We start from the raw sequence: 14,192 nt of genomic DNA, 5'->3' as shown, positions 1-14,192 counted from the left end.
CATAGTGGCCTTGAAGAAATAACCAATTTAGACAATTCAGAAGATGCCACTTTCCAACAGCGTGCCGGAATTCGGGATTGATCGTGCGAGTGAGGTTTCACTTGCCGCCCAATTGGTTGAACAGATCAGACAGGCAGTCCTGGCGGGCCGCCTGAAGCCGAATGCGAGATTGCCTTCCACACGTGCCTTGTCTGTGGAACTCGGCCTCTCCCGCACCACGGTTCTTGCCGCGTTCGACCAGTTGATTGCCGAGGGTTATCTGGAAGGACGGCAAGGATCGGGCACCCGCGTCGTTGCCGAACTGCCGGATACCAGCCTGACCATTGGCCAGCCCTCTCCGGGCAGGACGGCAACGCAGCCGCGGTTTCATCGCGAGGAAATCGGCCCCTTTCGGCTTGGCGTGTTCGATAGCGATCATTTTCCACATGATGAGTGGGGCAAACTGCTCGGGCGCGTCTGGCGCAATCCTTCCGCCGATCTGCTGGACAGCCGCGATGTGTTCGGTTTTCATCGCCTGCGATCAGCGCTGTCGCGTCATTTGCACGAATGGCGGGGCATGATCGTATCGCCGGATCAGATCATCATTACCGGCGGCAGCGCAGACGCTCTTTCCCTCATCCGGGAAGCGCTGTTTACCTCAAACGACAAGCTCTGGATGGAGGAGCCCGGCTATCCGCCGGCGCGCAAGATCCTTGGCGCCAACGGTCTCGACATCATCCCCGTTCGGGTCGATGGCAGCGGTCTTGATGTCTCGGCGGGTCGTGAGAAAGCCGTCGATGCGCGTGCTGCCTTCGTCACACCGGCACGACACCACCCGACCGGCGTGACCATGGCCTTGGGGCGCCGCCTGGAACTGATTGCCTGGGCGCGAGAATACGACGCGCTCATAATCGAAGATGATTATGACAGCGAGCACCGTTATGTCGGCCAACCCCTGCCCGCTCTCCTGTCGCTCGACCCGGAACGCATTCTTTATATCGGAAGCTTCTCCAAGGTCTTCTCGCCACTCCTGCGCCTTGGCTTTCTCATCGTACCCTCACATATGGCCGATCCGTTCAAAGTGCTGCGACAAACCCTGTTTCCCGCGCCGTCGCCATTGGCCCAGCCGGCATTGGCCAGTTTTATCGAGACGGGCGCCTTTGCCCAGCACATCAGGCGCATGCGCCGCATATATGCATCGCGCCGCCGCAGGCTCATCGCGGCACTGGCGCCCGGTGAGCCGAAACTTTTCCGAATTGAGGCTCCGCCCGCCGGACTCTCGCTGCTGCTGGCCTTGCCGGACGGACAAAGCGATATCCGCCTGGCCTCCATGCTCGCGGAGGCTGGCATCGAGGTTCACCCCCTCTCGGCGCTTTATACAAAACTGACGCCGCGCCAGGGACTTATCCTCGGTTTCTCAGGATTTGATGAAGCCGCATTGGAGACGTCTGCAACAAGGCTCATAAAAATTCTCGAACAATCGCATTAGAGAATGATCATTAGCAATTTCGTAAACTTTGGATTCAGCATTTCCCGGTAAGCTTTGGTTAGCAATTCGCTCGCAACGAGCGTTGCAGCCATTTGTTTTGCGTTACGGGTGCTCATGCGTTCTTCGGTTGTATCGGTCATTGCCCTTGCCTGTGCCGCTTTGACAGGCTGTACGTCGAGTTCCGGCATCGACGGCATCATGCTCCAGACGAAAACCTCGGCGGAGACAACGAGTTCGATCACGCGTCCGGTTCCGCCCGCCCCGTTGAGCGAGATGGCGCGCGCACCGCAGCCAATGCCTGTTGCCGAGCGGGAAGAAGTCCTGGCATGGGCTGGCCCCATACCGGATGCAGGCCCGTTCAAGGCCGAGCCCCCGGCAGCCGTCACGCCGCAACCAAGGCCGCCGGAACGGACCGTGGAACAGCCACAAGAACGCCCACAGGCGCGCATCTCGGTTCCCAAGCCGGAGGTCGCAGCCTATCCGCCGGTGCGACTTGCACCGCAGGAACGCACGAAAATCTACAGCCACCGCTTTCGTGATGCGAAACCGATCAATTTCGGGCGCTCTTCGCCGCGCAAGCTCGCCGTGCATGGCGTGGACGTCTCCCGCTGGCAGGGCGATATCGACTGGGTGAAACTGCGCACGCAGGGCGCAAACTTCGCCTATATCAAGGCAACCGATGGCGGCGACCATCTCGACCCCATGTTTGCCAGGAATTGGCGCGCGGCGAAAGCGGCGGGCATCAAGCGCGGCGCCTATCACTTCTTCTACTGGTGTCGCGTGGCAAGCCAGCAGGCCGACTGGTTTATCCGTAATGTTCCCAGGGATGCGGATGCGCTTCCCCCCGTCATCGACGTGGAATGGAACGGCGATTCGTCCTGCAAGCGGCGGCCTTCTCCGGCCCAGGTGCGGGAAAAGATGCAGGTCTTCATGGACAGGCTCGAACAGCATTATGGAAAGCGGCCGATCATCTATACCGCGCCGGATTTCTATGACGACAACCTGAAAGGCGCCTTCACCAATTATCCGTTCTGGCTGCGAGCGGTCGCCCAGCACCCGTCCAAGGTCTATCCGGGCCGTCCGTGGACATTCTGGCAATATTCGGGATCAGGCCTGTCGCAGGGCGTAAACGGGAAGATCGACCTCAACGTCTTCCACGGCTCGGAAGATGAATGGCATAGGTGGCTGGCGCGCGCCGCCAGCTGATCGCCCGTAAAAGCAGTGAGACTGCCTTTACCGAAACCTTGCCTCGCAACCCGGCATACAACATCGCGACGCCGGGTTCTGCGCCCTTAACGCTTGCCGATAGTGTCGAGGTCGTAGGGCGTGGATTGATACATCTCGTTGATCCAGTTTCCGAAAAGAAGATGCGCGTGGCTGCGCCAGCGGTTTTCCGGCTGGCGCGTCGCATCGTCGCCGGGGAAATAATTCGCTGGAACCTTCGTTTCCGGTTGAGCCTGAATGTCGCGGAAATACTCGTCCGCAAGCGATGTCGTGTCATACTCCACATGATTGAACATGTGCAGCGAACGATGACGCGGATCGTCCAGCAGGCAGAGCCCGGTTTCAGGGCTGTCGACCAGCACCTTCAATCCGCTGTCGGCAGGAATGTCGCTCTTGCGCACTTCGGTCCAGCGCGAAACCGGGATTTTGAAATCGTCGGAAAAGCCGCGAAGATAAGGCGATGACGGCACGAGGTTGCGCTGGCTATAGACGCCCGACGCCTTGCCCGGCAATTCGTATTTGGCCATGCCGTGGAAATAGTGAACCGCAGCCTGTGCAGCCCAGCATATGTTCAGCGTCCGGTGCACATGGGTCTGCGTCCAGTCGAAGACACGCTGCATTTCATCCCAATAGGTGACTTCCTCGAATTCGAGGCGTTCGACCGGAGCGCCCGTGATGACGAAGCCGTCAAAACGCTGGTCCCTCACCTCTTCCCATGGCTGGTAGAAGGACAGCATGTGATCGGCAGGCGTATGGCGTGCCACATGGTTGGTGATCCGGACAAGCGTAAGCTCGACCTGTAGCGGCGTCGCGCCGAGAAGACGTGCAATCTGCGTCTCGGTCGTGACCTTGTTGGGCATCAGGTTGAGAAGACCGATCTTCAGCGGCCGAATGTCCTGACGAATGGCGTCTGCCTCACGCATGACCATGACGCCCTCGGCTTCGAGAACACTGGTTGCTGGCAGATCGTCAGGAATTTTAATCGGCATGTCGCGTCGGTCCTTCGTTGTGTCAGGGCAGACGCGAGTGGCTTTATCCGTATAATTGCCGGTTTGGCCACATCCTCCCCTTGCAGAGAGTACCACCTTGCCCGGAAAGGCAGGTTGGCGTTGGGCGTCGCCCCAACTCTTGATGTGACGACACTTCTACTCAATCTCTTTCACAGTGGCAATAGGGTTTCAGTGTCTTGTCCGGTCGCAGCCGGATCGGAAATCAGTTCGGTGAACTGATTTCCCCGCCGGAACGGTTCCCGCTTTCGGGAGCCATGCCCTACGGTTTCGGCGAGACAAGCGCGATGTTCACGCCTTGCGGGTCCTTGCCTTTGACAACCCAATCGCCGTTCGGCACTTCCATCGGTTCGTGCAGAACCGTTCCGCCCAGAGACTTGATCCTGCCGGCCGCATCCTTCACGCCGTCGACCATGAAGTAAAAACCCCAGCCAACCGGTGCGCCGGGCGGTGCGGTCATGATCCCGCCATGGTCAGCGCCATCGACACTGAACACCTTGTAATTGCCCATCGGGCCCATATCGAAATTGCGTGAGAGCTTCCAGCCGAACACTTTCTCATAGAAGGGAAACACCGTCTCGCAATCTTGGGCATGCAGCTCATGCCAGCCCGGATGGCCCGGCTTGCGCGAACCGAAATCAGCCGGCGGGGGCGTGTCGTCCTTTGGCTCGAAGAGTGCGAAAACACTTCCCTGCGGATCGGACACAATCGCAAACCGCCCGATATCCGGAATATCCTGCGGGGCTCTGAGAACCTTGCCGCCCTCCGCTTCGACTTTGCGGGCATAGTCATCGGCACTTGTCACGCCGACATAACCGATCCAGCCGGGCTGGCCGCCGCAATCCTCCTTTGGCATGTCGGCCATCGACATCATGCCTGCGATCATGCATCCGGGCACTTCGAACAGCGTATATTTCATGCCGGGAACACCGGCATCCTTCGCGGTCCAGCCGACGACTTTCGTATAGAAATCCTGGGCATTATCAGCATCTGTTGTCATGAGTTCGTACCAGACGAACGGAGATGCGCTCTTATTCATCGAATATCCTCCCTTGGATTGGATGTCGTGTCCGAGCGATCAGCCGCAGCAGCCGTGCCTGGAAGCCTGTGCCTGATACTCATCGTGCCGCTTGACGAAATGCATCGTGCCGTTTTCGTTGCGGCCCTTGGGCGCGCGGTCGAGGATCATCAGCGTACCGATCCATTCCTCGATGCCGCGGGCATAGCTTGAATAAGTGTGGTAGATCGCGCCGCTTTCATCCTTGTAGAAAGCGCTCATGCCCGGCAGCTCATCAAAGGCGTCCGCGGCTGGCAATCTGTCGAAATTATAGAAAACACGATCGTTTTCGAGCTCATCCTTCGTGAAGGAGACGTGATAGTCGAAATTGAAATCGCTGCCTTCAGCCGAAACCCATGGGAAATGCCACCCCATCCGCTTCTTGTAGGCTTCCAGTTTTGCCAGCGGCCCGCGTGAAACGGCAACAAGCGTCACATCATGATTGTTGAGATGCGTCACCGCACCGTCAAAATTATCAGCAAGGAACGAGCATCCCGTGCAGCCCTGATCCCAGTCGGGACCGAACATGAAATGATAAATCAGCAACTGGCTGCGACCGTCGAACAGATCGGAAAGCGATTTGCGCCCGGAAGGCGTGTCAAAGCTGTAATCCTTGTCGACCTTCACCCAGGGCAGTGCCTGACGCTCGCGATTGACCTTGTCGCGCAGATGGGTGGCTTCCTTTTCCTTTGCCAGAAGCGCACGGCGCGCCTCAAGCCAAACCTCGCGGGATACGACCTCATTCATGGTGCTAGCCCTCCTCCGGCTTTTGCTCCCTGCCCGTGCCCAAATATCATGTTATTGCTTGACGATTTACATTGATATCAATATTAATAGGGCATGTCAAATACCCTCGATGTGCCTTTTGAAACTACACTTCTGGTTCGGGATACCTGCCTCTGTCTGCATGTTCAGCGCGCTGCCCGCGCCCTCGCCCGCCGCTTTGACGATGCCCTGCGCCCCGTGGGGCTGACAAATGGCCAATTCTCGCTGATGATGTCGCTCAATCGACCTGCGCCGCCGCCAATGAAGCCGGTCGCGGAACTTCTGGCCATGGACCAGACAACCCTGACGGCCGCATTGAAGCCTTTGCAGCGGCAAGGCTGGGTTGAGATCATCGTCAACCCGAACGACAGGCGCGAGCGCTTGCTGCAACTGACGGCGGCGGGCAGAGCCGTCCTTGCTGCGGCGGTGCCGATCTGGGAGGCAACGCATGGGGCCATCGAGAAGCAACTTTCAAGCGGCAATGGCGATGAGGTGCGTCGCGACCTGCTGGTCCTGTCCTCGACCTGATGACAGAACGCGCTGACTGCGCCCGGCTCATGCCCGCTTGTTTTTTCTTCTTTTTCGTCACCACAGCCTACATACTGAGAAAGGAAAAACAGGCGGAAAATAATGAGCAAAAAGCGTGAACCTCATATCGTTGTCGTCGGCGCAGGCTTTGGCGGATTGCAACTGATCCACGATCTCCGCAATGTCAGGGTGCGGATAACATTGGTCGATCAGCGCAATCATCATCTTTTCCAGCCGCTGCTCTATCAGGTTGCAACGACCATCCTTGCCACGTCGGAGATTGCCTGGCCGATCCGCCATCTGTTCAAGGATCGCAGGGAGGTGACAACGCTGCTCGGCACAGTCACCGGCGTCGATACCGGGCACCGCCTGGTGCGGCTCGAAGACGGCACGGAGATTTCATATGACATGCTGGTGCTCGCCACAGGAGCGCGTCATGCCTATTTCGGCAATGATCAGTGGGAAGCGCTGGCTCCGGGGCTGAAAGCGCTTGAGGACGCGACCACCATTCGCCGGCGCCTGCTTCTGGCCTTCGAGCGGGCGGAACGCGAAACCGACGAAGCCAAACGACAGGCGCTGTTGACTTTCGCCATTGTGGGCGGGGGACCAACCGGCGTCGAGCTTGCGGGCATTATCGCAGAGCTTGCCAAGCAGACCATCCGGCCCGAATTTCGCAATATCGACACGCGGCAGACACGCGTGATGCTGCTGGAAGCCGGCCCACGCATTCTGTCCGCATTTCCAGAGGACCTGTCCGACTATGCCCTGAACGCGCTGAAGAAACTTGGCGTGGACGTGCGGCTCGGAATTCCGGTCAGGGACATCACCGCCGAAGGCGTAACCATTGGCGACGAATTCGTTCCGTGCCGCACGGCGATCTGGGCGGCAGGCGTTGCCGCCTCCCCCGCCGCGACATGGCTGAACGCTGAATGCGACCGTGCAGGACGGGTCAAGGTCCTGTCCAACCTCAACGTTCCCGGTCATTACGATATCTTCGTCATCGGGGATACGGCCTGGGTGGAAGGAGAGGATGGCAAGCCGGTTCCCGGCATCGCTCCGGCAGCCAAACAGCAAGGGGCCTATGTTGCCAGGGTCATCAGAAGCCGGGTCGAAGGCAAAACGCCGCCCATGCCCTTCCGTTACAGGCATCAGGGCAATCTGGCCACCATCGGCAGGGGTGCCGCCGTGGTCGATATGGGGCGTTTCAAGCTCAAGGGACTGATCGCCTGGTGGTTCTGGGGCATCGCGCACATCTTCTTCCTCATCGGAACGCGAAGCCGTGCTGCCGTCGCCTGGAGCTGGCTGTGGACCTATATTTCAGGCCAGCATAGTGCCCGACTGATAACACAGGGCAAGCCTGCCATTACTGAATAGAAACGGCCCGCCAGAAGCGGGCCATTTCTTCCTGTAAATGAATAGCGCTGTTACTCGGCCGGCTCCAGCTGCGGAACAAAATCCGCAACAACGGGCCTGCCGCTCATTGCGGCGGCAAGCTTTTCGGTATCCAGTTCGTTTTCCCAACGCGCCACGACAATGGTTGCAACAGCATTGCCGACAAGATTTGTCAGCGCACGGCATTCCGACATGAAGCGATCGATGCCGAGGATCAGCGCCATACCGGCGACCGGAACAGCCGGCACGACGGACAGCGTCGCGGCAAGCGTGATAAAACCGGCCCCCGTAATGCCTGCGGCCCCCTTGGAGCTGAGCATCGCCACCAGCAGAAGCAGAATCTCATCGCTGAGCGACAGCGGAATATCGGTTGCCTGCGCGATGAAAAGCGCGGCCAGCGTCATGTAGATGTTTGTGCCATCCAGATTGAACGAATAGCCCGTCGGGATGACAAGGCCGACCACCGAGCGCTTGCAGCCTGCCTTCTCCATCTTGTCCATCAGCGTGGGCAGGGCTGCTTCGGACGAGGATGTGCCCAGGACGAGCAACAGTTCTTCCTTGATATAGCGGATGAGCGCGAGGATCGAAAAGCCGTTATAGCGCGCGACCGCACCCAGAACGACAAGCACGAACAGCAGTGAGGTGAGATAGAACGTACCGATCAGCATTGCGAGATTGGCAATCGAGCCGATGCCGTACTTGCCGATGGTGAAAGCCATGGCACCGAAAGCGCCGATCGGAGCCGCTTTCATGAGGATCGAAACCAGCTTGAAAACCGGCGCGGTCAGAACCTGGAGAAAGTCGGTCACGGGCTTGCCCTTGTCGCCAACCAGGGCAAGCGCGATGCCGAACAGGACCGAGATGAACAGAACCTGGAGAATGTCGCCTTCCGCAAAAGCTCCGACAATCGTGGTCGGGATAATATTGCTCAAGAAGCCGGTGACGGTCTGCTCATGCGCCTTGGCGGCATAATTCGCAACCGCTTTCGGGTCAAGCGAAGCCGGGTCGATATGCATTCCGGCGCCCGGCTGCACAAGATTGGCCACGATAAGGCCGATAATCAGGGCCAGCGTCGAGAATGTCAGGAAATAGATCATTGCCTTGCCGGCAACGCGGCCCACTTTTTTCATATCGGTCATCCCGGCAATGCCGGTCGCGACAGTCAGGAAAATGACAGGGGCGATTATCATCTTCACGAGTTTGATGAACGCATCGCCAAGCGGTTTAAGCTGCGCACCAAGCTCCGGATAAAAATGGCCAAGCAGAATACCGGCTGCGATGGCCACCAAGACCTGTACGTAAAGATGCTTGTAAAAAGGAACCCGACCGCGCGGCGCGGCCGCAGTGCCGGAAGGTGTTGCAATCATGATGTCCTCCGTTCGGCCCAGCACGGAACTTGTCCAGCCTCCCGGGCCTTTCAGTCTCAAGTTTCAACGGTTTCCACCGCTGCTGGACCTATGAATTGCAATCTCCGTGCCAGTTTACCGCCTTCATTCAAACCATTGTTTTGTTTGTGTTTATTAGTTTCCGCAGTTATTTTTGGGGCGCATAAGTGCGGTCAACCGCACATTTCTGTTTCTGCAATGTGCGAAATAATGCACAATAGAGATAATGATTTCTAATGATTCCGCCGCAGGCACTCCGCCTCACCCCAAAAACTCCAACCGCAGGACATGGGCGTTGTTTGGGTTGTTTTGGGCCGTGGTTTTTGCGCTTGCCTTCTGGATCGTCGGTGACATGGCGCGAGACAAGGCCGTTTTGTCGCTGAGCGAACAGACAAGGATCGATGCCAACCTGAACACAGCCCTGTTGCGCGCCGTTCTCGACAAGCAGCGCGCCTTGCCTCTGGTATTGTCAAAGGACCGGGCGCTGGAAATGGCGCTACAGGATAAATCAGCCGCCACGATCGATCCTCTGAACCTTAAACTGGAAACGCTGGCGGAAGGCACGCAGGCGGCTGTCATCTATCTTGTCGGAATGGATGGCATTGCCATCGCTGCAAGCAACTGGCGGGAGCCGGACAGCTTTGTCGGCAACAGCTATGAGTTTCGTCCCTATTTCCATGATGCACTGAAGAAGGGCAGCACTGAATATTTCGCGCTCGGCAATGTCAGCAATCATCCCGGACTCTATATATCCCGCCGCGTCGACGGCCCGGACGGTCCGCTTGGCGTGATCGTCGTCAAGCTGGAATTCGATCGGCTGGAAAGCGCCTGGAACGATGCCGGGCGGCCAACCTTTGTGACGGATGAGCGCGATATCGTTCTGATTACAAGCCTGCCTTCCTGGCGCTTCATGACCATCGGTTCAATCGGGGAGGATGAGCGTCGCTCCATCCGCGATAGCCGGCAGTTCGGCGACACGCACCTCAGCCCGCTGCCATTATCGGTCAATTCCATCGACGGGGACGATGTTTTGCTGATTGATGCCCTGCTGCCGGGCAATGCACGCAAGACGGATTTTCTGGCCATCCGTTCGGATGTGCCCTCCACGCCATGGCAGATGTACAGCCTTGCACCCATTCGCCCGCAAATACCCGCCGCTATACGCGAGGCCCGCCTGTTCACTTTTATCGCTCTCGCTGCGGCTGCGATGATTAGCGGACTGGTTCTGCGGCGCAGGCAAATTCTGGCGGCCCGCATCGCCGATGCGCGGCGCACGCGAATGGAACTGGAAGAACGGGTCGAAGAACGCACCCGTGATCTCAGTCTCGCGCGAGACAGATTGCAGGCGGAAATCAGCGACCATCGCCGCACCGAAACCATGCTTCAGGGCGTGCAGCAGGATCTCGTTCATGCCAACCGCCTTGCCATCATGGGACAGGTGGCTGCCGGAGTGGCCCACGAAATCAATCAGCCGGTGGCGACCATTCGCGCCTATGCGGACAATGCAAAAACGTTCATCGAACGAAACCAGCTTTCGGATGCAGCCGAAAACCTCAACGAAATCGCCGCACTGACAGAGCGTATCGGCACCATAACCGGGGATCTGAAAGCACTCGCGCGAAAGGGACGCTCCCCGTCCGAGCCGACGTCCCTCCGTCAGGTCATATCAAGCGCGCTCGTATTGTTGCGCAGCCGTTTTTCCGGCCGTATGGATCAACTCGATATTGCGCTGCCGCCGTCCGATCTCAAGGTCATCGGCCCCTCGATCAGGCTGGAACAGGTTTTCATAAACCTGTTCCAGAATGCATTGGAAGCCGTTGATTCAAAAGAACATGACGGTCGAATTGAGGTCCGGACCCATGTGGAGGGCGACAAGGTCGTCATAAGGGTTTGCGACAATGGGCCTGGCATGCCGCAGCATATTCGCGACAATCTGTTTTCGCCTTTCAACACCTCGAAGGAAAAAGGTCTGGGTCTGGGTCTGGTCATTGTGAAGGAAATCGTCACGGACTATGGCGGCACCATATCCGTACAAAGCAGCACCAAAGGCACATCCTTCCACATCGAATTGAGAAAAGCATGATGGACAGTTCACCCTGCATTATTCTTGTCGATGACGATGGGGCGCTGCGCCGCGCTACGCGCCAGACGCTTGAGCTTGCCGGGTTCAGGGTTATCGATTTTTCCAACGCTCTTGATGCGTTGGGCACGATTGCCCCCGATTATGACGGCATTGTCGTTACCGATGTCCGCATGCCGCATATCGACGGCCTGCAATTCTTTGCACGGATAAAGGCGATTGATTCCGATCTGCCCGTGATCCTGATTACCGGTCACGGAGATATTCCGATGGCCGTACAGGCCATTCAGGACGGTGCCTATGATTTCATCGCCAAGCCTTTTGCCGCCGACAGGCTGGTGCACAGCATCCGCCGCGCCTGGGAGAAGCGCCAGCTTGTCCTTGAAAACCGTGCGCTGCGACAGGCGGCGGAGAACGTGGAGGGCGATCTGCCGCTGATCGGCCAGACGCCGGCCATGGACAATCTGCGGCGAACCTTGCGCAACATAGCCGACACGGATGTGGATGTACTTGTGGCGGGGGAAACCGGCAGCGGCAAGGAAGTCGTCGCGCAGCTCCTGCATAAGTGGAGCCGCCGCCGCAAAGGCAATTTCGTGGCGCTGAACTGCGGCGCCCTGCCCGAAACCGTCATTGAAAGCGAATTGTTCGGTCATGAGGCCGGTGCGTTCACCGGAGCGCAGAAAAAGCGGCTCGGACGGATTGAGCACGCAAGCCGCGGCACATTGTTTCTGGATGAAATCGAAAGCATGCCCGCTGCGACACAGGTGAAACTGCTGCGTGTTCTCGAAATGCGGGAGATTACGCCGCTCGGCACCAATGAGGTTCGCCCCGTCGATCTGCGTGTCGTGGCGGCGGCAAAGATCGACCTTGGCGATCCCGCGCAAAGGGGTGATTTCCGTGAAGACCTGTATTACCGGCTGAATGTCGTCACCCTTTCCATTCCGCCGCTGCGGGAAAGACGGGAAGACATCCCGTTGCTTTTCGCGCATTTTCTGACGCGGGCGTCAAAACGCTTCAATCGCGAGGTTCCGGCAATCGATGCGGCGACACATCGTCACCTGATGAGCCACAACTGGCCGGGAAATGTCCGAGAATTGGCCCATTTCGCCGACCGTGTCGCTCTTGGCGTTGCAAAAGCGCTCCATTCGCCACAGCCCACGGCCAGTGCACAGGAGCCCCTTCCAAAACGGCTTGAGCGCTACGAGGAAACCCTGATCCGCGAAACGCTTGCCGCCCATAAGGGCAATGTCCAGGAAACGATCGAAGCTCTCGGTATTCCACGAAAGACCTTTTACGATAAGATGCAGCGTCATGGCATCAATCGTGCGGACTATCGCACCAACGGCGCCTGACGTTCATCTGCCATCTGTCTGGGAGGATCATGATGACGCTGAAACTCTATCTTCATCCCTTCTCGTCCTATTGCCAGAAGGCGATAACGGCCTTCTACGAAAAGGACCTGGCTTTCGAAACCGGCATGCTCGACGGCACCGAACCGGTGGCCAGTGAATTCGCCGCGCTTTGGCCGTTCGGCAAATTTCCGGTCCTGACGGACAATGGAAAACTGGTCTTCGAAGCAACAGGCATCATCGAATATCTCGAAGCAGCCTATCCTCACACAAAGCGGCTGATCCCATCCGCACCGCTGGTCGGCGCGGATGTGCGCATGTGGGATCGTTTCTTCGATAATTACGTAAACTATCCCCAGCAACGCCTTGTCTATATTGCGATTGGCCGGGAACATGACGACGGGGGAGATCGCTGGCGGGCGGCGTTCGACACGGCTTACGCTTTTCTGGACCGGCATATGGAGGGTCGGGAATGGGTCGTGGGCGACGATTTCAGCCTCGCGGACTGTGCCGCCGCGCCTTCCCTGCTTTATGCAGACTGGACCTATGCCATTCCCGAAAAATTCGCCAATCTGCGGGCCTACCGCAAACGTCTGCTCGCGCGGCCAAGTTACGCCCGTGCGCTTGATGAGGCCCGGCCGTTCCGTCACCTGTTTCCATTGGGAGCACCCGAGGAAGGCAGGGACTGAATGCCCTACAGGGACCGCATGAACGCATACAGGACAACGGCCTGATTATGCTCTTCGTCCCTTGCGCCATATAACAGCGTCAGACGCCCGCCCCTTGCCTCGGCCTCGCTGATGAGATTCTTCAGCGCTGGCCTGTTGCCCTCCAGTTCCGCCCGATATTTCTTCTGAAAATCATTCCATTTTTCGGGATCATGGCCGAACCATTTGCGAAGATCGGTCGAAGGGGCGATATCCTTGGCCCAAAGGTCGATATCTGCCTTCTCCTTCGTCATACCGCGCGGCCAGACGCGGTCCACAAGCACGCGGTAGCCGTCATCAGGCGACGGAGCGTCATAAATACGTTTCAGGTCGATTGTCGTCATCCGAACTCTTCCTCACGGTCCAACCGATGAATATGGCGGCTGGAATGGCTTCGGCAAGACCGGACTCCCGACGGACGGACAAAGAAGAAGGCCGCTGCAGATCGGACAGCTTGTGTCCGACAGGCAGCGGCCTTTTGTGACGAATACCGGACTGCGAGGGAGCTTGCCGGTTATCGCACAACACGCAAAACTTAGTGCTTCTTGGCCGGAACGGCCTTCTTGTGCGGCTTCTTCGCCTTATTAAGCTTCTTGGCCGGAGCGGTCTTCTTGACATGATGCTTTACGGTCGTCGAAGCAGCGGCCGGAGCGGTGCTTGGAGCGCTCGCCGCCAGAACAGGAGCGGACAGACCCAAAACAACAGCCATGCCGAGAGCAGAAATAAGCGACTTCTTCATTTTCCGGTTCCTCAATTGGGTTTTCCGTTGGGGTTCTTCCCCACCGGAGGTAAAGCAGTTTCCTGTCCGCCTGCGTCGGCCACGTCGGGTTTGACCCCTAGAAGTTTGAGGGCTTCGGCATAGGCTCGCAGGCCCTGCGCCTCTCTTCTGCTTGCGCAGAACTTCATCCCTCGCTTCTGCAAGGTTTCCGCCTGACGGGCGCGCCGAGTTTCGACACGACCGGAAAGCGCGGTTTGCAGTTGATGCTGAAGCCTGTCACACCGTTCGCTGCGCGTTATGAGCTGTGCCGCCATTGCTCCGTCGGGAAGCGGAAAAGACAGCATGGCCGCAAGGCAAAGGGGTGAAAGAAACGCTCTCGCAGCTGTTTTCGATATAAAAATCGAGCGATACATACGAATTCGATCTTTCAATAGGCTTCAGTTTCTTCAGCGACACCGTTATTGCACGCCTTGTTTGCGCTTGTTTTTCGCGTCTGTTGCAATTTGTTTCTG

14 protein-coding genes and 1 riboswitch are annotated in these 14,192 nt (G+C 58.0%); of the genes, 7 read left to right on the top strand and 7 right to left on the bottom strand.

The genetic code is table 11. The features are described 5' to 3' along the window. The first annotated feature begins 43 nt into the window (after window positions 1-43). A complete protein-coding gene (locus tag AVM02_RS08700) occupies window positions 44-1,468 on the top strand; it encodes a PLP-dependent aminotransferase family protein (RefSeq protein WP_411506574.1) in 1,425 nt (474 codons plus the stop codon). A 114-nt stretch (window positions 1,469-1,582) separates the two neighbouring features. After that, window positions 1,583-2,674: a GH25 family lysozyme gene (locus AVM02_RS08695; protein ID WP_411506573.1), complete on the top strand. Its 1,092-nt coding sequence runs from the start codon at window positions 1,583-1,585 to the stop codon at window positions 2,672-2,674. 86 nt (window positions 2,675-2,760) lie between these two features. Here AVM02_RS08695 and metA read toward each other — a convergent pair whose 3' ends face one another. The 3 genes from metA to AVM02_RS08680 all read right to left on the bottom strand — a co-directional run bounded on the left by metA (window position 2,761) and on the right by AVM02_RS08680 (window position 5,503). Further along, window positions 2,761-3,681, bottom strand: a complete 921-nt coding sequence (gene metA / locus AVM02_RS08690; protein WP_411506572.1) for a homoserine O-acetyltransferase MetA — start codon at window positions 3,679-3,681, stop codon at window positions 2,761-2,763. A gap of 41 nt (window positions 3,682-3,722) precedes the next feature. Then, window positions 3,723-3,832, bottom strand: a riboswitch (SAM-I-IV-variant riboswitch). A gap of 129 nt (window positions 3,833-3,961) precedes the next feature. Further along, on the bottom strand, window positions 3,962-4,738 hold the full coding sequence (locus AVM02_RS08685) for a VOC family protein (RefSeq protein ID WP_411506571.1): 777 nt from the start codon (window positions 4,736-4,738) through the stop codon (window positions 3,962-3,964). Between the two features lie 39 nt (window positions 4,739-4,777). Continuing rightward, window positions 4,778-5,503 (bottom strand): DUF899 domain-containing protein, encoded by a 726-nt coding sequence (locus AVM02_RS08680; RefSeq protein WP_411506570.1) that lies wholly within the window; start codon window positions 5,501-5,503, stop codon window positions 4,778-4,780. Window positions 5,504-5,596: 93 nt separating this feature from the next. On the opposite strand from AVM02_RS08680, the gene AVM02_RS08675 reads away from it, so the two are divergent. Next, window positions 5,597-6,049 carry a MarR family winged helix-turn-helix transcriptional regulator gene (locus tag AVM02_RS08675; protein WP_411506569.1) on the top strand — a complete coding sequence of 151 codons (453 nt, stop codon included), beginning with the start codon at window positions 5,597-5,599 and terminating at the stop codon, window positions 6,047-6,049. A 102-nt stretch (window positions 6,050-6,151) separates the two neighbouring features. Then, complete coding sequence (locus AVM02_RS08670) at window positions 6,152-7,423, top strand: NAD(P)/FAD-dependent oxidoreductase (protein ID WP_411506568.1); 1,272 nt, start codon at window positions 6,152-6,154, stop codon at window positions 7,421-7,423. 50 nt (window positions 7,424-7,473) lie between these two features. Here AVM02_RS08670 and AVM02_RS08665 read toward each other — a convergent pair whose 3' ends face one another. Next, window positions 7,474-8,808, bottom strand: coding sequence for a dicarboxylate/amino acid:cation symporter (locus tag AVM02_RS08665; RefSeq protein WP_411506567.1), 1,335 nt, complete (start codon window positions 8,806-8,808; stop codon window positions 7,474-7,476). Between the two features lie 244 nt (window positions 8,809-9,052). Between AVM02_RS08665 and AVM02_RS08660 the strand changes: the two genes are divergently transcribed. From AVM02_RS08660 to AVM02_RS08650, 3 genes are read left to right on the top strand one after another with little or no spacing between them, the layout of a single operon-like run. Further along, on the top strand, window positions 9,053-10,909 hold the full coding sequence (locus AVM02_RS08660) for an ATP-binding protein (RefSeq protein WP_411506566.1): 1,857 nt from the start codon (window positions 9,053-9,055) through the stop codon (window positions 10,907-10,909). After that, window positions 10,909-12,258 (top strand): sigma-54-dependent transcriptional regulator, encoded by a 1,350-nt coding sequence (locus AVM02_RS08655; protein WP_411506770.1) that lies wholly within the window; start codon window positions 10,909-10,911, stop codon window positions 12,256-12,258. Before AVM02_RS08660 ends, AVM02_RS08655 begins: the two co-directional genes overlap by 1 nt. A 32-nt stretch (window positions 12,259-12,290) precedes the next feature. Then, window positions 12,291-12,944 carry a glutathione S-transferase family protein gene (locus tag AVM02_RS08650; RefSeq protein WP_411506769.1) on the top strand — a complete coding sequence of 218 codons (654 nt, stop codon included), beginning with the start codon at window positions 12,291-12,293 and terminating at the stop codon, window positions 12,942-12,944. Between the two features lie 5 nt (window positions 12,945-12,949). Here the strand turns inward: AVM02_RS08650 and AVM02_RS08645 are convergent, their stop codons facing one another. The 3 genes from AVM02_RS08645 to AVM02_RS08635 form a co-directional block, all read right to left on the bottom strand. After that, window positions 12,950-13,306 (bottom strand): DUF488 domain-containing protein, encoded by a 357-nt coding sequence (locus tag AVM02_RS08645; RefSeq protein WP_411506565.1) that lies wholly within the window; start codon window positions 13,304-13,306, stop codon window positions 12,950-12,952. A gap of 191 nt (window positions 13,307-13,497) precedes the next feature. Further along, window positions 13,498-13,701: a hypothetical protein gene (locus AVM02_RS08640; protein ID WP_411506564.1), complete on the bottom strand. Its 204-nt coding sequence runs from the start codon at window positions 13,699-13,701 to the stop codon at window positions 13,498-13,500. 11 nt (window positions 13,702-13,712) lie between these two features. Further along, complete coding sequence (locus AVM02_RS08635) at window positions 13,713-14,093, bottom strand: hypothetical protein (protein ID WP_411506563.1); 381 nt, start codon at window positions 14,091-14,093, stop codon at window positions 13,713-13,715. Window positions 14,094-14,192 lie beyond the last annotated feature (99 nt).

Origin of the sequence: Brucella anthropi (assembly GCF_046630315.1) — a bacterium.
In the GTDB taxonomy this organism is placed as follows: domain Bacteria; phylum Pseudomonadota; class Alphaproteobacteria; order Rhizobiales; family Rhizobiaceae; genus Brucella; species Brucella anthropi_A.
This window is presented reverse-complemented; position numbering and strand designations above follow the sequence as displayed.